Raw genomic sequence first — 22651 nt, forward strand, 5'->3', positions numbered from 1 at the left:
GGGGGCGAGGGCTGGTCAGATAAAGGTGTCGCTGCGAGCGGGGAACACGACAGTTCCGGTCTCGTCCTGGTAGGCGATCTCCATGAGCACGTGGAAGCGGCGGGCGCGCTTGTCGGTGGCAGCTCGTGCCCTTTCTTCACGGACACGGGCCCACCACTGCAGGCCTTCGGGCGTGGCGAACAGGGCACGCGCGGCACCATCTACTCCGTCCGGGCTCAGGGCGCCGACGCGGTACATCGCCTCCCACGCGGAGACCCATGCGTTGCGGTGGAGATGAAGGCTGCGTTCGGTGGAGTCGAGCGATGCCAAGCTTCCCCACATCGCGCGGAGACCGGGACGTTCCACCTGAGCGGCGAGCAACTGCCGGTGCAATCGTGCGGTCTCCAGAACGGACCGATCACGATGCCGACGTTCGCTCAGAACGACGTGCATGAGGCCGGTGCTCGCGAGGGCGAGCAGCGCAGCAGCGGTCACACGGTTGCTTCGCATGAGAGAGCTCTTCCTTCCAGCGGATCGTCGCGGCGTGGGAGCGGGCCGAGGCAGAAGACGCGCCAGGTGACGGTGAGCCCGGGTCGGTGAATGCACAGGCGCCCGGCAGCGAACCTGGAGGCGTGGTTCTGGATGCGGCGGGCGTGAATGAGCGCCGTGTACAGCCCGCCCTCAGCTGGGCAACCCGTCACTGCCAGCCTCGTTCGACAGCGTCAATGGGTGTCAATGAGTCCTCGTCCAACGTGAACCCGGTGTGGTCAATGGCGCGACGGAGGGCGGAGGCTGCTGGGGGGATGCCCTCCTTGTTCCGCTGATGGATCGCGTAATGCAGGTCCTCGCCAGCGGCGAGAACGGACCAATGCCGGAGCACGAGTGATTCCTGCCATGAAAGTGGGCGGCCGTAGCCCTTGAGGAACCAGTCACGGAGCTTCGGCTGCTCGGCCCACGCCCGCGCTGGCCGTGCGAGGTCGATGACGGCGGCCATGACCTCGGACCGTCCGAACTCCGTGAAGGACAACGTCTGAGACTGGTTTTGCCACGTCCAGCTGGCCGGGCCGAATGTGCCATGGCAGAAGGCAGGCCGCAGGTCCCGCACGTATCGCAGGACGAGGGATGCTGATCGATGAACTGCGAAGGCCTGCTCTGGCGGTGCCACTGTTGCGAGGTGGTCAGCCACGGTCTGGATGCGCTGGGCGTAGAGAACGGTGGCACGAGTGGCGCGAGAATTCGCCTCAGGTACCTGGCTGACGCTGTCGTGGAGGATGCGCAGCAGTCGGCCCGCGTCCTCGTGAACTCGTGGCTGGAACTGAAGGTCTGCGGTGTCGACACGCCATCCACGGGGCTGCAACGTCAGCAAGCTCCTCAGCCTCGGCTCACTGGCGAGTAGCCGAGGGCCGTGACTGGGCCCGAGACAACGGATGGCGTTCCGATGTGCATAGACCTCACGACCGAAGTCCTCATCGGTACGTGTGACACGAATGTCGATCAGCCCTTGCGGCGACGACATGCGCCACGCGCGGGTGCCGCTGAGATCGGCAGGCAGGGCCCAGGCGGCATGCCGGCCCACATGACCTCTGGCCCAGTCTGCGGCCTTGGCTGGTATGGCGGGCTGTGTCATGTCTCCTATCACTCCTCTGCGGGACCCAAGTCATCTCCCTGTAGGGGAGATTGGGGTTAGGCACCAGCCGGGCTGCCTGGCTGGCGTGGCCGAACGGGGGGAACTCGTCACGCGCCGCCTCCACCCGCTGAAAGGCCGGAGAAGGCGTCGTCGAGTTCGTCGAGGTGGTTCAGCAGCAGGCGGATCGTGGTCTGCCGCTCCCGCCAGTGCTGTTTCAGATCAGCCTCGGCCGCTGGGGGCAGGCCGTATTCGCTGGTGGTGGCGCCGTAGAAGCTGAACAGCATGTAGAGGAGCGCGATCCGGGCGCAGGCCCGCACCTCCGCCAAGGGGAGGCTCGGGTTCTCCGCGAGATATGCGCTGACCATCGTCTGCGCGCAGGCGATCCACTCCGGGCTGTTGGCGACGGTGCGTGGGTCGAACGCGGCCCGGCCCAGTTCCCAAGCCGGCATGGCGCGTGCGCCACGGAAGTCGATGACCCCGGTGACCGTATCGACCAGGACGATCAAGTTGGTACGCGTGAGGTCTGCGTGCAGAGCCTGTTCCACCAGCTCGTCCGGCAGCCGCTCCCGCAGCCGGTGCACATGCCCGTGCAGATCCGCTCGCCGCTGGTCGAGGTCGAGTCGGAGTTGGTCGAGATCCTCATGCCCCTGACGGATCGCCATGGCCAGGACGCTGCCGCACTTCGCCGCCGTGTCTTCCACGGTGGCGAGCCGCCAGCGGGACTGCTGGACCTGCTTCGGCATGGGGTAGGCGGCCAGTACACGGTGCATGCGTCCCGCCACGAGGCCGATTTGTTCAGCGAGGGCAACGGACATCGCCGTGGTGGCCACACGGCCGGGCGCCTCGTCGGTCACCGCCCAGGCGCAGCCCTCGGCGATGGTTACGAGATCACCGTCTATGTCCGGCCACACGCGCGGGACAGGGATGCGGGCGGCGCGACAGTACTCCGACATGTCCCATGCGATCCGTGCCGCTGCCACATCTGCTGTGGACCGATATTCCTTGACGTATAGCCTCAGGCCGTCCTCGGTCAGGACACGCCGGTTGATCGTGTCCGTGCCCATGTGCACCGGCTCGACCACATCGGCAACGAGCCCGTACCGGTCCTCCAGCACATCAGCCATCAACGCCGCGGCGCGGTCTTCGTCGCTCATGTCCATGGCCGACCCTTGGATCGGGGGATCGACGTCCGGCGAGCACCGTGATGGCGTTGTCCTGCGTGAGCAGTGCGCCTGCTCCCAGGAAGGTGCGATGCGCCAAGGCGTAGACGTTGGCAAAGGTGAGGGCTTTCAGCAGGGCTCACGAACGCCACCCGTTCCACACGCGGGCTCCGTTCTCCTGTCTCAGGTTTTCCAGCATGGTGTGGGCTTCGTCGACAAGGCCCAGGTCACGGTGCTTGATCCCCCAGGACAGTGAGTCGAGTGCGTCCAGAGCGCCGTACGCTCGGCACGCCGCCAACTCCTCCTCGGTGAGATGACGGCCGTATCCGTGGTAAAAGGCGGCGTTCAGGTTCGGCTGGTGGAAGAGGATTCGGTAACGCAGGCGGCTGAAGTCCCGCCGCGCGGCGGGCTGGAGTTCGGCTCGCTCAAAATCGATGATCCGCAGCCACTGCTCGGTCTCGTGCCACACCCAGTTCTTGGGCATGTAGTCGCCGTGCGCCGCCACCGGGGGCAGACGTGGCGGAGCCTGTGCCAGGAGCCCACGCACCATCGCAATCTCGTACGCCGGCACGTGCTCCGCAGTGGCCCGCAGCAGCCTTGCAGCCGTCTCGGTCCATGCGAGCTCGCCCGCGTCTGTGGCCGGCTCATCCGCCGCAGCGTGATGTCGCGCCAGCAGTTCCCCGGCCTGCTCGTACGCCTTACGCTCCTGCTCGGTCGGCAGGCGCAGTGTGTTCAGGCTGCGCCCAGGCACTGCAGTGACCAGGATGGTGCGCGTCTCCGCGTCGGAGGCGACCAGTTCGGGCGCACGATCCGCGCCGAGGGAGACCGTCCATTTGCGGTAGGCGTCGACTTCCCGCCGGTGCAGCTTCGGTCCGGCGTGCTGTTTGGCGAACCACCGCGCACCGCGGGGCCCCTGGATCTCCCAGACCGACGGTCTGAGATCGCCGGGTCGAGGATGTTCGGCCACCACGGTGTAGGTCGTAATTACGGTTCCCATCAGCTGGTGGAGTGCGCTGGGCATATCGGTCACGTCGGTGCGCCCTTCCGCTGGTCGATCCAGCAAGCAACGTCACAACAGGTGACGGCTTGGATGCTCTTGGTGTTGTTATGGGGGTGGGCAGTGTGCCAGGGCCCACTGACAACGCGGCCTGAGCTGGTCATACGCGGGCAGGGGCGCGAAGGACCGTGCCTATGCGCGGAAGAGGTCGACGTGCATGGCTGATGGGCGCCGGGTGGGCAGTCACGGGTGTGGTTGATCCTTTTCCTATTCGATGGAGGCTGGTCAGGCGCGGGCCAGCCACCGCTGACGTTCGGCATCGGTGACCAAGTGCTGGTGGTGGTCGAGTTCCACGCGGGTGAGACGCGTGTAGTGCTCGACCACTTCACTGCCGAACGCGCCCTGCGCGAGGGCACTGTCCTGGAAGACAGCCAGGGCCTCGCCGAGGGTGGGCGGCACTGGAGTGCCACCCCCGCGGTAAGCGTTGCCGGTCTCTGCGGGGCCGAGGGGCAGCTTGTGCTCGATGCCGTGGTCGATGGCCGCCAGCACGGCGGCCAGGGCCAGGTAGGGGTTGGCGTCTGCTCCTGGTACGCGGATCTCCAGATGGAGGCCCTCGCCGCGGCCGACGACGCGGACGGCACAGGTCCGGTTGTCACATCCCCAACTGATCCTGGTCGGCGCGAACGAGCCGGGCGTGAACCGCTTGTAGGAGTTGACGTTCGGCGCGTACAGCGGCCCGAGTTCCGGTAGACCGGCGAGCAGACCCGCGATCGCGTGCTGTCCGGTGCGGGACAGTTCGAGTTCGTTGTCGGGGGCGTGGAGTTGGCTGATGGCCTTCGACCACAGCGACACATGCAAGTGCAGGCCGTTAGCCCGGCCGGTCTCGGGGGCTGCCATGAACGTGGGTGCCAGACCGGCACGCGCGCCCAACGTGCGCACCGCGTGTTTGAAGAGCAGATGGCGGTCGCAAGCGGTAAGCGCCGGCCCGTACGGGAAGGTCACCTCGACCTGGCCGGGGCTGGCCTCGGTCTTGATCGACTCCACGGGCATTCCGGCGCCGGCGAGTGCCCGCTGCAAGCGGCGGAAGAATCGGTCGGAGACCGGATCATGGTCAAGGGAATAGTCCAGGTTCTCCGACGTCACCGGCCGCAGCCGCTGAAACCCCGCTTGCTCGGCTTGCGCGTAGGTGCCCTGGTAGAGAACAAATTCAGTCTCGATCCCCGCCTTCGCGTGCAGTCCGTGACGGGCCAGTCGGGTCAACTGCTGGTGAAGGATCTGACGGGGCGCGACCTCAATGAGAGTGCCGTCGTGGTTCACGGCGTCGCCGAGCACCACGGCAGTGCGCGGCAGCCACGGCACCACGTACAGGGTCGACAGAGCCGGTTGAACGGACAGATCCTGGTAGCCGGTCTCCCACGAGGTCAGTGCGAAGCCGTCCACCGGGCTCATCTCGACGTCGGTCGCCAGGGTGTAAGCGCACACCTCCGCGCCGTTATGCGCGACGCGCTTAAGGAAGTGACCTGCGTCGTACCGCTTCCCCTTCAGCCTTCCTTGCAGATCGGGCAGAGCGAGCAGCACCGTGTCGACCGCGCCCGCCTTGACGAGGTTGCGCAGATCGGAAAGAGATACCCGCTTCTCGTCCCGTCCGCCCGGGGCGGTGGAAGGTACGGCAGTCAGGCGAGCCGTGCTGCTGCTGTCTGTGCTGGTCGTCGTCATCACACGACCTCGTCTTCGTAGGTGCTCGCCGAGCGGTCGACGCTCTGAGCAGGAACCTCGTAAGAGCTGCCCTGTTTCTGCCACCAAGCCCAGGCCAGCGCGAGCACGGCGAGCAGAGCGAGCGGTGCATAGTTGAAGGTCTTCACTGACACCAGGGCGTCGTCGGGGCGGGTCTGCGGCAGGCAGAACAAGACGGTCACGAACACCACCCACATGACGGCGATCGCGCCTACGGCCACGCCCCAGCTGCCCAGGTTCCACGGGCCGGGCCGGAACCGGTGCCGGTTCTTGATCCGCAGGAAGATCGGGATGGCGTAGGCCGGGGTGATGCCGATGACATTGATGCTGGTGATCGCCGCATACGCGACCGGGCTGTACAGGCTCGGCAGGGCCAGCACCGCGGCGCACACGACGGACAGCAGCACGGCCTTGCGCGGGGTGCCGGTCCGATGGTCCACCTGCCGCCACAGGTGCGAGCCCGGCAGCGCCCCGTCACGCGAGAACGCGAACACCATCCGGCTGGCCGCGGCAGTCTCGGCGTTGCCACAGCACAACTGGGCGACGATCACGACCAGGAGCAGCGCCTTCGCCCCCGCCACACCCAGAGCATCGAGGAAGATCTGCGCCGGCGGCACACCCGTCGCCGTGCCCACGGTGCCCGCGTAGTCCTGGATCGCGAAGGTGAGCCCGGTCAGCAGGACGAACCCGGCCAGCCACGACCAGCCGATCGCATGGATGATCCCGCGGGATGCGGACACCTGAGCGTTCGTCGTCTCCTCTGACAGGTGCGCGGAGGCGTCGTAGCCGCAGAACGTGTACTGGGCCAGAAGCAGCCCGAGCACCGCCACGTACAACGGGCTGGACCAGCCGGTGTTGTTGACGAACTCCCCGAACACGAAGTCGGCCGACTGATGGTGGGAGGGCACAATGGTCAGCGCGCCGACGATCACCGTGACGCCGCCCAGGTGCCACCAGACGCTGATGCTGTTGAGGATGCTGACCAGCCGGACCCCGAAAAGGTTCAGCGCGAGGTGGAAGGCGAGGATGCACAGGAAGATCACCATGATCTTCCCAGGCGTCGGCTCGAAGCCCCACTGCAGGTTGAGGAATGCACCGGTGAACAGGGCAGCCCCGTAGTCGATGCCGGCGATCGCGCCGAGCAGGCCCAACAGGTTGAGCCAGCCGGTGTACCAGCCCCACTTGCGGCCGCCGAGTTGCTCTGCCTGGTAGTACAGGGCTCCGGAGGTCGGGTAGGCAGATGTCACCTCCGCCAGGGCGGCACCAATGAACATCACCATGGCGCCGACCACGAGCCAGCCCCACAGCATCACGGACGGGCCTCCTGTGTTCAGCCCGAACCCGTACAAGGTCATGCAGCCCGACAGCACACTGATGACGCTGAACGAGATCGCGAAGTTCCCGAACGGCCCCATACGCCGGGTCAGTACGGGTTCGTAGCCGAGCTCGCGCAGATAGGTGTCATCGGCCTTGCGGGGCCTGGCGCGGTGGCTCGGAGTTGAGGGGGACACGAAAGAAACCTCCAGGGTTCACAGATGGGTGAGAAAGGGACGGGCGTGTGCCCGTCGGCGGTGGGGCCGGTGCTGCCTCATGGGTGCCGTCCGGCGCGCGGTGTGCGGGATCGGGCGTAAGAGAGGGACTCGGCGCGTGCCCGCAGGAACAGTGCCTCGGCGGGATCCGGCTGAGCCGTTGCGTCGTGAGCTGATGCCCACGGCTCACGGGCTGCGTACGGGCCGATTGCCTCGAACACCTCGGCGGCTTCGAGGTACTGGTAGCCGGCCCACAATGTGTAGGCGAGTAGGTTCAGATCCGCGACGGAACGCTCCGCGGGAGCCGTCTTGCGGAACCAGTCGTGAAAGGCTGCCAGGGTGTAGTCGAGGGAGGATTCCTCGGCCCACTGCCGCCGCCACAACAGATCTCTGCGGGCTCGGCGCCGCTGCTCAAGGTGCGCGTACGCGGGCAGGAGCAGCAGGGGGGATCCGACAGGTCGCTGTGAGGCTACCCATCGTCCGAAGTCGACCACCGCTGCCAAAGAGGCCGCCGGATGAACATCTCGGGCGAGCAGGAACTGCAGCACCCGGTGGTAAGCCTCGCGGTTGTACGGATCGCGCCGGTTGACCTCGTAGAGCAGTCCCCACGGACCGCGTGGGAGCATCGGCTCGGTGGGCTCCAGGCAATGCTCACGCTGCAGTTGCCGCGGGTCGGTCTGCGCCAGCGCCAGAAGGCACACCCAAGGAACCGGATCGTGCGGTGCGCGACGCGCCGCCAGCAACGCCTCACCGCGCGCCCTGGCCTCGAGTTCATGGGCCTGTGGGTGCTTATGACGGTGCGCTCGCAGGGCCCGTTCCACGGCGACTCGGGTCCCCATCACCTGGGCGTCGTAGCTGCCGGGCTCCTCGGCGAGCCACACGCTGATCACATCGGAGCGTGCGGCCGCCACGGCCAGGATTTGGGTGCGTGACGTACGCAGTGCCCATTGCGGGCCCGTCTTCAGAAGAAGTTCCCGTGTCGTTCTCCAGCGGCCCGCCTGTAGCTCGACCAGGGCGACGCGTAGGTGCTCGTCGTGGCCGGCCGGGTGATACACCAGGCGCATCACGCGCCCCCGGCTCGGAGCACGTGACCGCCCGTGGGATGAACAGCGCCGCGCACCTGGCCGTGAGAGGTGGCACGTCGCGGCGTGCCTTCCTGGACTCGGTCGGGGCTGGTACTGGGCGTAGCGGTCCGGCGCCCGGTTGCGGGCTCAGGGTGGTGACGCTTGAAGCCGCGGTGCTGCCCGGTGAACCACGGGTCGCCTTGCAGGCCATGGAGTTCGCCGAACCAAGGCTGGCCGTCCCCACAACAGGGGTAAGCGGCTTCCACCGTGTATGGGGTGGTGACCGGCTCCGCCAATGGGCGGAGCCCGCGGGGCATTTCGGTCACGTCGATGCGCCCTTCCAAGCGGCGAGCCACCCAGTGAAATCACTCTGGGAAGTCAACTGGGCACTCCTCGTGGTCGTGTGGGGGGTGGGTGGTGCCTGCTGGAAGCCATGGGCTGTCCGGGCAGAGCTGCTCAGGCGTGTCAGGTGGCGTTGGGGATCACCCCGGCGCCGCCCCGGGGGTCACTCGGAGGGAGGCGCGGGCTGCAACTGGACGGGCACCGTTCGGTGACCGTTGACGAGGAGGCTCGCGACCGGTTCGAGCTCCTCGGGGCGTACGGCGAGGGCCATGTCCGGGAAGCGGTCGAAGAGTGCGGGGAGTACGGCCCGGGCTTCGGCGCGGGCCAGGGGTGCCCCGAGGCAGAAGTGCGCGCCGTGCCCGAAGGAGAGATGCTGCTTGTCCTTGCGGGTGACGTCGAAGATTCCTGCGGTGGCACCGTGCAGGTGGGGATGGCGGCCGGCGGCCCCGTACGAGGCGAGGATCGCCTCGCCTTCGCGGATCTCGATCTGCTCCGACAGGCGGATGTCCTCGACGGCGTATCGCAGAGGCAGGTGGCTGATCGGTGGGGCGTAGCGCAGAGCCTCCTCGATCACGTCATCCCATGAGGCCCGCCCTGCGCGGACATGGGCGAGCTGGCCTGGGTCGGTGAGCAGCGCGGTGACGGCCTGGTCGAGCAGGTTGACGGTGGTCTCGTAGCCGGCGCTGATGATGAGGAGCAGTGTGTCGAGGAGTTCCTTCTCGTCGAGGACGGTGCCGTCGCCCTCGTCGTCACGGGCATGGATGAGTGCCGTGGTCACGTCCTCACCGGGTGTGGTCCGCTTTGCTGCGACGAGTTCGGTGAGGATGCCGTACAGAGCCATCGTGTTGTCGGCGGCCTGCTGCCTGGTCAGCGTGGTGTCGAAGACGCCGTCGACGACTGTGCGGAACCTGGGCCAGGCGCCTTCGGGCAGGCCCATGAGGTCGCCGATGACCTGGATGGGCAGCGGGAACGCCAGAGCCTCCCGCAGGTCGACGGCCTCGCCGGGCGGGGTTTGGGCCAGCTGGTCGAGGAGGCGGGTCGCGAGCTGCTCGATGCGCGGAACCATCTCGGTCGTGCGGCGCGCGGTGAACGCCTTGCTGACCAGGCGCCGCAGCCGTCGGTGGTTGTCTCCGTAGGCGGTGAACATGTTGTCCACGGCCACCCACAGGGCCAGCGGCCATTTCTCGGTGACCTCGCCGTTGATGAAGGCCGGCCAGTGCTTGCTGGCGTCCTTGGACACCCTCGGATCGTTGAGGAGGCTCTTGAGGGTGGATGGGTCGCTGACCGACCAGGCGGTGACGCCGAGGATGTCCACGAGCGTGGCGGGCCCGGCGGCGTGGAGGGCGGCTTCCTCGTCTGGGCGGGCGCGGCCGGTCGGGTCGAGAACGAGGGGCAGGGTGCGGTGCATGGCAGCTCCTTAAGCCAGCGCGAGAGGCGGGGTCGCAGGGAATCGGACAGGCAGGCCGGTCAGCGAGCGGTGGAAGGGACCGGGGCGGTAGGTGAGCTGTGCGACGGGGACGGTCAGCTCCATCTCCGGGAGGGCGTCGAGGATCTGCTCGATGGCCACCTGCGCGATCAGGTAGGCCAGGGACTGGGCGGGGCAGACGTGAGGGCCGGCACTCCACGTCAGGTGTGAGCGGTTGCCCGAGAGGTAGTCCGAGGCGATGGCGGGATCGTTGTTGCAGGCGGCCATGCTGATCACGACCGGCTGGTTTGCGGGCAGGACCACACCGTCGACCTCAACATGGAATCGCGGGTAGGAGACGCAGTAGTTGGCCAAGGGCGGATCGACGAAGAGCAGTTCGTCGAGTGCGTCGCGGACGCTGAGGTTGCCGCGCAGTATGTCGCCGGAGAACCGCTCGTCGCTGAGAATCAACCGAAGGGTGTTGGCGATCAGGTTCGCCAGCGGCTCGATACCGGCGCCGTAGAGGGTGACGAGCTGATGCAGCATTTCCACGTCGTCGAGGCCGACCGGGTGCATCAGCAACCCTGTGGTGATGTCCATGCCGGGGTGGCGGCGTTTGAGGTCGACGAGTTCCGCCAGCGCCTGAGCAAGCATGGCGTTGCCCTCCGCGGCGTTCGCCCCGCCCTCGAAGATCGCGGCCATCCCCGCGGCGACGCGCTCGCCAATCTCCGGCGGGCAGCCGAGGATCGCGTTGAGGACCTGGAAGGCCAGCGGGTGCGCGTACTGCGCGAGCAGGTCAGCCCGGCCCGCGCCGCAGATCTCGTTTATCAGAGGCAGGGCGATTTGCTGCACCGTTGCGTGTAGGACGTGCTGGCGGACGTTGTCGATCGCATCGACGTTCGGTGCGCGGTAGCGGTCGTGGACCTCGCCGGTGCTGCGCAGCGCGTTGGGCCGGTGCTCCAGCATCGGCAGGACCGGGCAGCCAGCGGGGACGGTCTGCTGCCAGATCCGGGGGTCGGCCGGGAAACGCTCGGGGTCGTGGAGGATACGGACCGCGGTGTGATAGCCGATCACCAAGGTGGCAGGCACATCCGGGTGAAGGTACACCGGTGCCAGCGATCCACACCGTTGCCGCATGTGCGCGTAGGCCGCGTACGGATCGGTCGCGAACTCGGGCGTGTACATCGCGAAGCGGCCCTGCCCGCCCTGGGCGGGTGAGCGGGAAGCAGAAGACGAGGGCAACGTGTTCACGACAGGTGCTCCAGTCGGCGGAATCGGTAGAGGTAGTCGACGAGGGCGATCAGCGCGTGCAGCGAGGAGACCTCCTCGCGCGCGTCGCAGAGGGTGAGCACGACATCGGCATCTAGATCAAGGGCCTGCCTGATTTCATCCAGGTCGTAGCGGGGAGCACCCTCGAACAGGTTCACGGCCACGGCGAACGGCAGGCTGTGTTCCTCGAACAACCCCAGCACTTCGTCAGCGTCTTCCAGACGGCGGGTGTCGACCAGGATCAAAGCCCCCAGTGCCCCGCGGAAAAGGTGTTCCCAGAAGGGGGTGAAGCGGTTCTGCCCGGGGGTGCCGAACAGATACAGGGCCAGGTCCGGGCTGAGGGTACGGCGGCCGAAGTCGAAGGCAACCGTCGTCTCGGTCTTGCCGGGCAGTCCCGTGAGATCGTCGATGCCCGAACTGGCCTGCGTGATCGGCTCCTCGGTGTACAGGGGCTTGATCTCCGAGACACTGCCGACCAGTGTCGTCTTCCCCGCCCCGAAGGCGCCGGCGACGAGGATCTTCACCGACCGCGTCACGGTGGCGGGCAGGTAGACGTGCTCAGACCCCTGCACGGAGTCCATCGAGTACCTCCTTCAGAAGTTCGATGCTCGGGGCGTCGGGCTTGACCGGTGCGGGGGTGTTGAGATGGCCGGTGTCGAGGAGACCGGCGACGACGATGAGCGCCACGGTCGGGGGCAGGTCCAGATAGGAAGCGATCTCGGCGACCGACAGGGGGCCGCTGCACAGGCGCATCACACGGACGGCATCGGCGTCGAGGCCATGCAGCGGTTGGTCCGCGGCGCGCACCAGTGACGTCAGTTCCAGATCGTTGCGGGACGGGACCAAGCGCCCTCCGGTTCTGACGTACGCCCGGACCATGTCCGGATCGCGCCGCGGGCCGCTCATGGCCGAGCGCCGCCTTCGCCGCCCTGGAGCCGCGCCGGACTGGTCAGCTCCTCACCCACGCGTTCGGCCAGCCCGTTCATCCGGTACGTGACGACCTGCGCGTCCACAAGTTCGGTGGTGGAGACGGCCAGCAGCGTGTTCATGCCTGCGGTCTTGACGAAGAGGAAGCCGTCGTCGAATTCACCCACCACCTGGCGCAGACCGTTGTCCCCTCCGCCGCAGTACGGGGACAGCGCCACACCGATCGAGTGGAAGCCGCTGGCCGCGCTGGCCACCGTGTCTGCCGTGTCACGGTCCACCGATTCCGAGTGCGCGATACGCATCCCGTCTCCCGACAACAGGACGACGAAGCGGACCTCCGGCATCTTCGCCACATCGTTGAGCAGCCAGCCCAACCTGTTGTAGGCCCCGTTCACCTGCGCTGTCATGAGTCTGAAGACCTCGCTTCCTGCGTCTGTGCAGCCGTCTCCCGGCTGCTTCTGCTGCTCTGCTGCCATGCGCCTATCACCTCGGCGCGGCCAGGCTCCGTACTCGCGCGGCCCGCAGCAGCTGGCCGCTGTCGGCCACCCGGGGCACGACGGCGCCGACTCGGCAGCCCGCTCTCCGTCACGAGGCGCTCAGGAGGCGCTTCGACCACGGAGGGCTGGGGTTCTGCCGGTTCAGCCGACACGCTGGTGAGCAGGGCCTCGGGAATGAACACCGACGCCCGCATGCCGCCATAGCGGCTGGGGCGGCCGGACAAGGCGACCTCGATGCCGTACCGGCGGGCAAGCAGAGCGATCACCGGGAAGCCGACCTTCGGATAGGCATCCATGGCCAGAATGTCGACCTGGCGGTGGCCCTCCAGGATCTGCCGCGCACGCGTCAACTGCTCATCGCTCATGCGCTTGCCGGCGTCGTCAATCAGGAGCGTCACCCCGTGATGACCGGGCTGGGAGCTCACCTCGATGAAGCTCTTCGGCGGTGAATAGCGGGCGGCGTTGTCCAGTAGGTGACTCAGGATGAGCTTGAGCGGCCCGACCATGCGACTGATAACGGCCCTGTCGCAGGTGTAGGGCTGAACGCGCGCGTAGTCGCGGATCGCGCCCTGGGCCGCGCCTACGACCTCGGTCAAGGGGCTGGCCGGCAGCCTCTGCCCCAGCAGCCCGCCGGCCAGTACGACGTACGACTGTGCCTGGTGGAGCATCTGCTGCACGCCGTGATCGATGCCCGCCAGGGTCTCGAAGACCGCGCTGTCGTGATGCCGACGCAGGGCACGGGAGATCTCGCCGCTCACATCGATCCCTACGCTCACCATCGCCGTGGCGAAGGACTTGACCGCCGCCCGGGCCGCCTCCCGGGCCTCGTCCTCAACCGCACGCCGCGTCGCAAGTGCGGTCTCTGACTGCACCTGCTGCAGATCAGCGGCATACCGCTCGCCGAGCACGCACAAGTCAGCCACGAAACCGGAGCCGGCCAGACAATCCGGAACGTCGAACTCCACCGCTGCCGGCTGCGGCATCTGCACCGAGGACGCGACCGCGCCCAGGCCGTCGGCGACCAGACTGCGCAGAGCCTGATCCCGCGCCATGGCCTCCTCCCGCCAGTGGGCGGCCAGGGAGGTCTGTCTACGGGACAGCCGAGCAAAATATGCGGCCAGTCCAGCAACTGCGAGGACCACGGCGGCCAGACCCAAGGACACCGCGACAGCTATCTCGTGACTCATCGGTTCTCTCACAGGGATGGAAGGGGCAGCGACAGCAGAGTGGGAGCGGCAGGCACTCGCGGAGGCTGGATGCCGGGGAACGACCAGCGAAACCTCGCGTCGCTGCGATCACCGTCGGCGCCGACTAGAACTTGATCCCGCTGATCATCCGAGCCAGGCTCGCCACGGCCTGAGAGATCGTCGGCGCGACCGAAGAGCTGGCGAGGTAGAAGCCGAACAGAGTGCACACAATCGCGTGCCCCGCGTTCAGCCCGCCCTTCTTGATCAGCAAAAACGTGATGACGGCCAGCAGGACGACGGCCGAGATGCTAACTGCCATACGCGATCCCCGAGTTGCGCGCGACGGCAGACCGCGTCACGGAAAGTCCATGCAAGAGGGCGGTGCTGTCGGTGCACTCCTGCTCACCCTCGGGGGGAAGCAGCCAGACCCCCAGGCAGGTGGAGTGCACCGACTGCTGCCTGTCGATCGAGCACACCCAGAGGCCCGTACGGCACAGGGTTTGCGGAGCGTGCCACCGGTAGGCCGTGTCCGGTTCAACGGGAACGTGAACCAGGGAGTGCTTGATACAGCAGAGAACCGGCCCTACCTGATACCCCCACCCGCGTACACGCTCTACCGCCCGCAATCCCACAAGCAGCCCCGCCTGCACCACATCAACCACGCCGAGCGGCGGCATCGGGCGCGCGGCGAACTGAAGTCGCCACGGCAGCTCAGTCGGAGTGGCGGAAGGCATCAGCGTCGGCAGCGACAAGAGGGAGCCGCGATGAGGCCGCTGCCCGCCGTGCCCCGGCACGACAGGTGTGGCCGGATGCTGAGCGGCGAACGGATCAAGGGCGGCCTCGACTCGGCCTGGAGAGGCAATCACCGGGATCTCCCGTACGTCAGAACTCACTGACTGGGTAGGTGTCCAGGCAACTTCTGTCACCGGGACGCCGACTGATCCCCAAGACTGTTCAGTGAAAGGCGATTGCGCACATTCCGAGGGTGATATCACTGAGGTGATTCCGGTTCCAGCAAGGGCAGTTGAGCCGCATGCGCTCGCCCAGGGGGAGGAAGAGAAGTGCTTCAGCAGACGCAGCGACGTTGCGATCGGTGCGGCTGCTCCCTGAGCCAGTACAACACGGACACCCTCTGTGCCGCTTGCGCTCGCTCACGAACATGGGAGAAACACACCCCTTTCGTCCCGGAACATGTCTGGGCTGACCCAGATGTGCATAACGCGCTCGCGGCATGGGACTTCGGCCTGGCCAGCCGTCTGATTCGGCTACGCGGAAGCCTCCGTCAAGGGGACATGGCCCAACTCACCGGCCTGAGCCAGGCTTTCCTGTCCATGCTGGAATCAGGCAACCGCCGCCTCACCAACATCGACAAGATCATCGAGTTCCTCACCGGCCTCGGCGTCCCCGCCGACCTAGTGTCGCTACCTCTCCCGCACGCCCCCGTGCCGGCGGTCCAAGAGGCGCCAGTCCCGTTTGTTGGTGACGCTGACCCGACCCTGCCGTGGACAGCGGCCCGTATGGTGGCAGCACTGGAGACTGCGGTAGGAGGTAGTGCGATGGACCGTCGACGATTCCTCTCCGCAAGCGGTGTCACTCTCACCGCTTTCGTGAACGCGTGGGACACCACCGAAGCCGAACCCCTCCGCCGGGCAGCGGAGGGTAGCCGCCTAACCCATGACCTGCTCGATGCTCTGCAGCGCACCACTGACAACCTGCGGACCATGGACGCCTGTGACGGTAGTGGCACCCTGACAAGTCTAGGAAATCGTCACCTTCAGTTCCTCAAACACCTCACGGAGGAGACGTCGTACGACGAGGCAACGGGACGGCGGCTCGCGGCGATCATCGCTGACACCGCCACTCAGACCGGATGGTTCGTCTTCGACTCCGGCGACCGCAACCGCCCGCTCAGCTACCTCTACGCCGCCCTCCGCGCCGCGAAAGCCTCACACGACGTACGGCTCGGCGCCGGCGCCCTGTCCTACATAGCCATCCACGGCTACTCCACCGGAGCCCCGCACCACGCCGTCACCGCAGCAGAGCGAGCCCGCGACAAGATCAAGAAGCTCGACACGCCCGCACTCGAGGCGATGCTTCTGACCCGGCAGGCCCGCGGACACGCCAAACTCGGCGAACGCCAAGCGGCCCTCGCCGCACTCGGCAGAGCCGCTGAACTCTGCGCTAAAGGCCGCTCCGAGTACGACCCGCACTGGTTGTACTGGATCAACGAGGGCGAGATCCACGGACAGGCCGGCAGCGTCTACCTCGACCTCGGCGACCCGCGCAGTGCCGTCGCCAGCTTCACGAAGGCGCGGGAGGCGCTCAACCCCACGGACCACCGGACCAGGGGCCTGTTCCTCTCGCGCGCCGCAACCGCCCACATCGAGCAGGGCGATCTCGAAGCCGGGTGCGCTACAGCACACGAGGTCCTCGACCTTGCCGAGAAGCTGCAGTCGGCCCGCTTCGAAAACCACGTCACGAGCATGATCCAGAAACTCCACCCCGTCGCTCACAGCCCGTACGTTCAAGACGTACTCGAGCGACGAACTGCCATGACGGCAACAAGGAGCTGAACTTGACTGACGCCAGGCGGATCCTCGTGCTGTGGGACATCGACCGCACTCTGCTGTACGTCGGCGACATCGACCGGCAGGTGTACCGCGAGACCTTCGCAGAGATCGTCGGCCGCCCTGCGGAACGTCTTCCGGCCCGGGGCACCGGGGTCACTATGCCCCTCGCGATCCGCTCCTTGCTCCTGGACAACGGCGTTCCTGAGAAGGAGATCCCCAGTCTGTTGCCGCGCATGGTGGAACTCCTGCCACAGCGTCTCGCCGCCCACACCGGAAAGCTGCGGGAGCAAGGCGTCCTCCTGCCCGGCGCTGTAGCCGCCCTCAAAGCAGTACATGCACGGCCGGACTACGTTCCGACCGTCGTCACGGGAAACCTCAAGCCCAACGCGCTGCTGAAGCTGGACGCGTTCAATCTCGCCGGGTTCCTGGACACTGAGGTCGGCGGGTACTCCTCCGACAACGACCATCGCCCTGCCCTGGTCGGTGTGGCGCAGCAACGAGCCCAGGCCAAGTACGAGACGGTCTTCAGCCGTGCCAACACTGTCATCATCGGAGACTCCCTCGAAGACGTCCGTACCGGCCTGGAGGGCGGCGCTCCTGTGATCGGAGTCGCTTCCGGCAAGACTGCCGCTGACGAACTCGCCTCGGCCGGAGCCGATGTCGTCCTCGACAGCCTCGAAGACGTCCCCCAACTCCTGGACGCTATTGCTGTAGCGACTGGCGGCCGCGACTGATGACGGCACCCTGAAGAACCCTTCAACTGCGCCTATTACAAGGGTGATATCGGCACGCGCGTACCCCGCTTACGCTGGCGGACGCAGACGAGAAACGGGGGTGCGATGCGCAAGCACGCTCGCGTATGCGCGGACTGCGGATGTCGATTGAGCCAGTACAACGATGAGGACCGGTGTGCGGCGTGCGCACGCGACAGGCGTCTCGACACTCGCCCTCAATGCAGCGTTCCTGACACCGTCTGGCACGACTCGGCGGTCCAATCTGCGATCTCCGCATGGGACTTCGGGCGAGCCAGTCGCCTCATCCGCGAGGGGGCGGACCTTCGTCAGGAAGACATGGCTCTCATGACGGGGCTGAGCCAGGGCTTCTTGTCGATGCTGGAAGCAGGAACTCGCCGCCTAACGAATCTCGACAAGGTCGCGAGGTTCCTGAAGGGCATTGAGACACCCGACGCGCTGCTCCCCCCACCGTTCCGTGAGCAGCATCATGCGAAGCCCTCGCCCCTTCCCCTACCTCTCTTAGGACGATCCTCCGTCGGTTACCAGGTCGCGTCCGGTGAGCAGGGAGCGGATCTGCACGAACTCGCAGCCCAAGCTGCAGCTCAGTCGCTCCAGTTCACGGAAGAGATCACGAGGAGCAACGTAAGCGACGTCGAACTTGAAGGGCTCGAGACCAAGATCGCTACGATCGCGACGGACTACGTTCACGCCCCTCTGTACCCGCTCTTTCGCGACCTCCTCACGACGAGAGACCGACTCTTCTCTCTGTTGAGCGGTCACCAGCCGCCCGGCCAGACCCGCGAGCTATTTCTTCTCGCCGGCACGAGTTGCCTCCTTCTTGCACACGCATCACAGAACCTGGGCGATCAGGACTCGGCGATCGCCCAACTTCAGACAGCCTGGACCTTTGCCGGGCAGGCCGACCACGACGACCTCCGGGCATGGGTCAAGGGCACAGCTGCGCTGATCGCAGAGTGGTCAACTCACCGTCATACAGCTCTCGAATATGCGCAACAAGCGATCCGGCTTGCCCCTAGCGGCGAGACTCTGATCAGGACCGCCGCGATCCACGCCAGGGCCGCGGCACGCCTCGGGGACCGGAGCACGGCAGAAGCCGCGCTCAAGGAACTCGAGCGTGCCCGCGAGCAGCGCACGGACCCCGACGGACTCACCCGATTTGGAGGGCTGCTCACCTTTCCGGAAGCCAAGCAGGAGTACTACATCGGCGGAACCTACGCGCTCCTCGGAGAACACGAGCGGGCCGAACAACACGCCGCCGCGGCGGTCGATCTATACGAGATGGGCCCACAAGAGCAGCGGTCATACGGCGACGAGGCCCTGGCACGCCTGGACATCGTCACAGCGCGCATCGCAGCTGGGGAAATCGAGGGGGCTGGCGAGCAGCTCCAACCCATCCTCGAGCTGCCGGTGGACCGTCGTATCCGGCAGCTCGGCGACGCCGTGCAGGGAGTAGCTAGTCTTCTGGAAGACCCACGGTTCGCCCGGAGCCGGGTTGCTCGCGAGCTGGCAGATGCCACCCGCGGCTACCAGGCGATCGACACCAAAGCGAAGGCCCTCACCTCATGACGATGACGGTCTCTCCTGAGTCCGCCGCCCGCATGGCCTGCCGGGCAGCAGGCCTGACAGACCGCTCTCTTGCCCCGCTTCACCACCATGCCACCTCGGTGTTCCTTCATGCCGCAGAAGGCGTTGTGGTGCGCGTCAGCCCTATCGCGCAGCAGCGCCGCCTCGAAACGGCCGTCTCCCTCACTCACTGGCTCGTCGCGAACAACTTCCCGGCGACGGAGCCGCTAAATGTGCCCCAGCCGCTGACATACGGGTCGTGCGCAGTCACGTTCTGGCGGCACTACCCACAATCTGGGCATGAGGCCCCACCGTCCGGACGGCTGGGCGACCTGCTCAGAGCTCTGCACTCCCTTCCGTCTCCGCCGATGACGCTGCCGCAGTACCAACCGCTCGTCTCCCTCCAGACTTCCGTGGAATCCAGCACCTACCTGGCACCGAACCAGCGTGCGTGGCTCATTGAGCGTCGGCAGGAACTCCTGAATGCTTACGGCGAGCTGCATTTTCCCTTGGGACAAGGGCACATCCATGGAGACGCCTACCCAGGCAACACACTCTGGGACGCGCAGAACGTCAGACTTGGAGACTGGGACGAGGCCGCCTTCGGACCGCGAGAGATCGACTTGGCCAACACGTTCCAAGGAGTCCGATTCGGTCGGACTTCTGTAGAATTGGATGATTTTGCCCTTCGATACGGATACGACATCAGGCGGTGGCCAGGACTCTCCATCCTGGTCGGCATCCGAGAGCTACACACCCTTGGCTCCTTCATCCGGCGTGCGGATCACGGCGACATGAATGCCGCCGAGCAACTTTCCTATCGCATCGAAACTCTGAAAAATGACGATAAGCAAGCTCAATGGGGCGCGGCCTGAAGGCAATCGGGACGTTAATGGCACTGCGACTAGAGGCCTGACAGTACCGTCTCAACCGCGGCGATCGGTATTGGCTCTGTCCATGAGCCCCCGGAGTGCCTAGAAGTCGTACACCGCGAAGTCCCTCACCGGGTGGTAGCCGATCCGCTGGTACAGGCCGTTGCTGGTGGGGTTGGCCAGATCCGCGAACAGCAGCACCTCCGCCGCGCCGGCCGCCAGTGCCGCCCGGCTAACTTCCACCGTCGCAGCGCCGGCGTAGCCGCGTCCGCGCAGGTGGGCTGGCGTGTAGACGGGAGCCACCCTGACCTGGCTGGCGACCATCAGGGTCACGCCCGCCATGGAGACGGGGGAACCGTCCGGGGTCTCCCAGAACCTTACGCGTCCGTGGGCGATGCGCGTGTCGGCCCAGGCGCCGGGGTTCGCAGAGGGAGCCGATCCGAGGGCCGCGGCGAACTCTTCGTACCAGCACATGAGCTGTTCGCGGTCCTGCTCGTCCGCGACCCGGCCCTGGCCCTCCGGACGCGGTTCCGGTGGCGTGAGCGTGCCGAGGCGGTACAGCCGCTGGCGCTCGTGGAGCATTGGCGTCGCGCCGGTGTGCCGCTGCCAGGCCTCGGCGAAAGCGGTGGCGGTGTCGCGGTCCGCGCTGACGCCGGGGACGGGGAGACCGAGGGCGGCCAGGTGGGCGGCGAGGGTGTCGGCCTCGTCAGGTGTGAGGGGGGTGAGGTTCAGGCGGTGGGACGGGGTGCGGAAGTAGGTTGCGCGGACCTCGCCCGCTCTCTCCAGGATGCCGAAGAAGGGGTCTTCGGCACCGTATGCATGCGGTCCGCGTGTACGCAGGGCCTCGGTCGCCGTCAGGGGAATGGTGTGCACGGCGGGGCGCGAGTGCAGGAAGCCTCCTGCGCGGCCTAGGAAACTGTCGACGTCATCGGTGAAGTGCCAGTCGTCCGGGCGCATGCCTCATGTTCCCGCGCGTTCACGGACTGTGCCCGTGATTTTTCCGACGGGCTAGGCTACCGGGCGCGATCAGGACGCCGCCTCGCCCCGAGGACGCCGCCGCCTACTTCGATCGCTCGAAGTAACCGGTCGAGGAAGGTGCAGTGGTAGTGGCACCCTGGCGTGATGCTGCTCAAGCTCACCGGTTCAAGTTGCTCGGGGAAGACGACACTCGCCTATGCAGCAGCCGATCGGCTCCGGAATATTGTCGTGCACGACTTCGATGAACTGGGCGTGCCGGAGGGTGCCGATCGGCGCTATCGCCATCGCATGACCGAGATGTGGTTGCGTCGCGCGCTTCAGTATCAGGACCGGGGCATCGACTTGCTCTTCACCGGACAGTCGCCTTTGGGTGAGGTCCTGGCCGCGCCCTCCGCCCCACTGCTGGACGGCATCGCCATGTGCCTGGTTGATGTCGCCGACGAGGTCCGGCGCGCTCGTCTTGCCGAACGTGACCCCGGGCGGTGGGACACTCAGGCGGTCGACGCCTTCCTTGGCTGGGCCGAGTGGCACCGCAACCATGCGCTCGACCCCCGTCACCGGCCTCGCGTCATTGTCGATGACGGCTGGTCCGAGATGGTCTGGAACCGCTGGACCGGATGGAATGCCGATGACCTCCGATGGTGCACGCAGTTACTCGACACCACGCACCGACCAGTCGCCGAATCCGTGGATCAGGTCGAGCAGTGGATCACGGAGCAGCGCCAAGCGCACCGGGTCGGCGAACTCCCCCTGAGTCAGGGCTGGGCTTCGTGATTTGCCCTAACCGCGTCAGCCGTCAGAATCGTGCATACAACTCGGCATTCAGAGGATGGGGGATCGTCTGGCGGCTCGGCGAGACTCAGTACACCGTCAGCCCATACAGGTTCGAACACGCGTATTCCTGGTGGAGTTGGCCCAGTCCATCCCGGAGCGATGTCTAAGCCAGGAAGACCATGACGGGGAGCAAGGGGTCCCGCACTCCAATTTTTCCTGCACGGGCCTGTATCCAGCCTTTGGTCACGTAGCAGGCTGCGCGCGAGGCAAACTGATGTGAAGCAAGATTTTCCTCGCCTACTGGGAACCAGCATGCCGGTTAGCCCGACCTCTCCATCTACCGCGACCACCTACACCGACGGCCATTACCGATCAGTGATCGGTGTGCATCTCATTTTACTGAGAGACGACAAGGTCCTCCTCGGCCTGAGGAGGGGAACGGGATGGAGAGACGGCCACTTTCACCTGCCGGCTGGCAGCCTTGAGGTTGGCGAAACCGTCACTGCAGGAGCCGTACGGGAGGGGGCGGAGGAACTAGGGCTGGACCTTCGGGAGGAGGATCTGGAACTGGTGCACACCGTTCACCACTGGACCGGCGAGGACGATCCCCGGCTGCACCTGTTCTTTCGGGTACGCCGATGGTCAGGTGAGCCGTTCAATGCCGAGCCCCACAAGTGCGCCAGCCTCGGTTGGCACCCTATGGCTGATCTCCCGGAACCGATGGTGGACTTCTCAGCTGTGGCTCTGAGGCTGTTTCCTCAGGGAGTTGCCTTCTCGTGCGTCGGATGGCCCGAACCGGCCAGTTCGTAGACCGCAACTCGCGGGGCGACCGCTGTCGCGGCCGCCCCGCGAGTTGCGGATTACGCGTCGAACGCGAGTTGCGATTCTGCGAGGATGTCGCGTCCGAGGACGGCCTTGTAGACCTCGTCAACGCTGCCGAAGGACGCTTCCTCGAAGTTGAGCCCCAGGGACTCGGCGGCCGTTCGCACCGCAGCCTCGTCGGGCCCTTCAACCTCCAGGAAGGTCGGCAGGCCCGGCCATGTGTCAATGTCGTACGTGACCCCGTCGAGCTTCCACTCCTCGCGATAGTTCTCCTGGAAACGCATGGCGGTGAAGCCCATGGCCTCCAACAGCGTCTTGGCCTTCTCGAAGCTGCCCACCTCCACTTCGGCTTCGAGGACAGTGTCGATGGCCGACACCTCACCGGTGGCCTGCTTGTAGGTCAGCATCGTCTTCTCGCCCTGCTCCCGAAGGCGCAGCCAGCCGCGGCGGGACTCGATGTCGCCGTTCATGAAGACGATCCTCCGCATCAGCGTGCGTGGCATCGTGCAAGTGGCGGAGCGTGACGCCAGGTGCTCGCTGATCTTCGTGGCGTCAACGTTGAGGAATCGTGCTTCGAACTCGGTCTGCATCGTTCTCTTC

22 protein-coding genes are annotated in these 22651 nt (G+C 66.4%); 6 read left to right on the forward strand and 16 right to left on the reverse strand.

Annotated elements, in window-relative coordinates:
* Positions 1-15 precede the first annotated feature (15 nt).
* The 14 genes from NW895_RS02225 to NW895_RS02290 form a co-directional block, all read right to left on the reverse strand.
* On the reverse strand, positions 16-489 hold the full coding sequence (locus tag NW895_RS02225; RefSeq protein WP_289933325.1) for a DUF6082 family protein: 474 nt from the start codon (positions 487-489) through the stop codon (positions 16-18).
* Between the two features lie 187 nt (positions 490-676).
* A complete protein-coding gene (locus NW895_RS02230; protein ID WP_289933326.1) occupies positions 677-1606 on the reverse strand; it encodes a hypothetical protein in 930 nt (309 codons plus the stop codon).
* 107 nt (positions 1607-1713) lie between these two features.
* Positions 1714-2766 (reverse strand): phosphotransferase, encoded by a 1053-nt coding sequence (locus NW895_RS02235; RefSeq protein ID WP_289933327.1) that lies wholly within the window; start codon positions 2764-2766, stop codon positions 1714-1716.
* A gap of 139 nt (positions 2767-2905) precedes the next feature.
* Complete coding sequence (locus NW895_RS02240; RefSeq protein WP_289933931.1) at positions 2906-3787, reverse strand: aminoglycoside phosphotransferase family protein; 882 nt, start codon at positions 3785-3787, stop codon at positions 2906-2908.
* A gap of 261 nt (positions 3788-4048) precedes the next feature.
* Complete coding sequence (locus NW895_RS02245) at positions 4049-5479, reverse strand: glutamine synthetase family protein (protein ID WP_289933329.1); 1431 nt, start codon at positions 5477-5479, stop codon at positions 4049-4051.
* A complete protein-coding gene (locus NW895_RS02250; protein WP_289933330.1) occupies positions 5479-7008 on the reverse strand; it encodes an amino acid permease in 1530 nt (509 codons plus the stop codon). The genes NW895_RS02245 and NW895_RS02250 overlap by 1 nt, the downstream gene beginning before the upstream one ends.
* Before the next feature lie 77 nt (positions 7009-7085).
* Positions 7086-8090: a hypothetical protein gene (locus NW895_RS02255; protein ID WP_289933933.1), complete on the reverse strand. Its 1005-nt coding sequence runs from the start codon at positions 8088-8090 to the stop codon at positions 7086-7088.
* A 505-nt stretch (positions 8091-8595) separates the two neighbouring features.
* Entirely contained in the window at positions 8596-9840 is a 1245-nt protein-coding gene (locus NW895_RS02260) for a cytochrome P450 (RefSeq protein ID WP_289933331.1), read from the reverse strand.
* A 9-nt stretch (positions 9841-9849) separates the two neighbouring features.
* The gene (locus NW895_RS02265; RefSeq protein ID WP_289933934.1) at positions 9850-11022 is read right to left on the reverse strand and encodes a cytochrome P450; all 1173 of its coding nucleotides are present in this window, start codon (positions 11020-11022) and stop codon (positions 9850-9852) included.
* 62 nt (positions 11023-11084) lie between these two features.
* Positions 11085-11687, reverse strand: a complete 603-nt coding sequence (locus tag NW895_RS02270; RefSeq protein ID WP_289933332.1) for an ATP/GTP-binding protein — start codon at positions 11685-11687, stop codon at positions 11085-11087.
* A complete protein-coding gene (locus NW895_RS02275) occupies positions 11665-12012 on the reverse strand; it encodes a DUF742 domain-containing protein (protein ID WP_289933333.1) in 348 nt (115 codons plus the stop codon). Before NW895_RS02275 ends, NW895_RS02270 begins: the two co-directional genes overlap by 23 nt.
* A complete protein-coding gene (locus tag NW895_RS02280) occupies positions 12009-12509 on the reverse strand; it encodes a roadblock/LC7 domain-containing protein (RefSeq protein ID WP_289933335.1) in 501 nt (166 codons plus the stop codon). The genes NW895_RS02275 and NW895_RS02280 overlap by 4 nt, the downstream gene beginning before the upstream one ends.
* Positions 12437-13582, reverse strand: a complete 1146-nt coding sequence (locus NW895_RS02285) for a hypothetical protein (RefSeq protein ID WP_289933336.1) — start codon at positions 13580-13582, stop codon at positions 12437-12439. The genes NW895_RS02280 and NW895_RS02285 overlap by 73 nt, the downstream gene beginning before the upstream one ends.
* 259 nt (positions 13583-13841) lie before the next feature.
* Positions 13842-14036 carry a DUF2304 family protein gene (locus tag NW895_RS02290; RefSeq protein WP_289933337.1) on the reverse strand — a complete coding sequence of 65 codons (195 nt, stop codon included), beginning with the start codon at positions 14034-14036 and terminating at the stop codon, positions 13842-13844.
* Between the two features lie 892 nt (positions 14037-14928).
* Here NW895_RS02290 and NW895_RS02295 point away from each other — a divergent pair.
* The 4 genes from NW895_RS02295 (at position 14929) to NW895_RS02310 (ending at position 19480) form a co-directional block, all read left to right on the forward strand.
* A complete protein-coding gene (locus NW895_RS02295; RefSeq protein WP_289933338.1) occupies positions 14929-16290 on the forward strand; it encodes a helix-turn-helix transcriptional regulator in 1362 nt (453 codons plus the stop codon).
* 2 nt (positions 16291-16292) lie between these two features.
* Positions 16293-17021, forward strand: a complete 729-nt coding sequence (locus NW895_RS02300) for a haloacid dehalogenase-like hydrolase (RefSeq protein ID WP_289933339.1) — start codon at positions 16293-16295, stop codon at positions 17019-17021.
* Between the two features lie 105 nt (positions 17022-17126).
* Positions 17127-18608, forward strand: coding sequence for a helix-turn-helix transcriptional regulator (locus tag NW895_RS02305; RefSeq protein ID WP_289933340.1), 1482 nt, complete (start codon positions 17127-17129; stop codon positions 18606-18608).
* Positions 18605-19480: an aminoglycoside phosphotransferase family protein gene (locus NW895_RS02310; protein WP_289933342.1), complete on the forward strand. Its 876-nt coding sequence runs from the start codon at positions 18605-18607 to the stop codon at positions 19478-19480. Before NW895_RS02305 ends, NW895_RS02310 begins: the two co-directional genes overlap by 4 nt.
* Before the next feature lie 99 nt (positions 19481-19579).
* Here the strand turns inward: NW895_RS02310 and NW895_RS02315 are convergent, their stop codons facing one another.
* Positions 19580-20434: a GNAT family N-acetyltransferase gene (locus tag NW895_RS02315; RefSeq protein WP_289933343.1), complete on the reverse strand. Its 855-nt coding sequence runs from the start codon at positions 20432-20434 to the stop codon at positions 19580-19582.
* 165 nt (positions 20435-20599) lie between these two features.
* Between NW895_RS02315 and NW895_RS02320 the strand changes: the two genes are divergently transcribed.
* Both NW895_RS02320 and NW895_RS41140 read left to right on the forward strand, forming a co-directional pair.
* Complete coding sequence (locus tag NW895_RS02320) at positions 20600-21229, forward strand: hypothetical protein (protein ID WP_289933344.1); 630 nt, start codon at positions 20600-20602, stop codon at positions 21227-21229.
* A gap of 312 nt (positions 21230-21541) precedes the next feature.
* Positions 21542-22039 (forward strand): NUDIX domain-containing protein, encoded by a 498-nt coding sequence (locus NW895_RS41140; protein WP_354670059.1) that lies wholly within the window; start codon positions 21542-21544, stop codon positions 22037-22039.
* Between the two features lie 50 nt (positions 22040-22089).
* On the opposite strand, the gene NW895_RS02325 is transcribed toward NW895_RS41140, so the two are convergent.
* Entirely contained in the window at positions 22090-22641 is a 552-nt protein-coding gene (locus NW895_RS02325) for a CYTH domain-containing protein (protein WP_289933345.1), read from the reverse strand.
* Positions 22642-22651 lie beyond the last annotated feature (10 nt).

The sequence above is a fragment of the Streptomyces sp. S.PNR 29 genome (genome assembly GCF_030386795.1).
Taxonomy (GTDB): Bacteria; Actinomycetota; Actinomycetes; order Streptomycetales; family Streptomycetaceae; genus Streptomyces.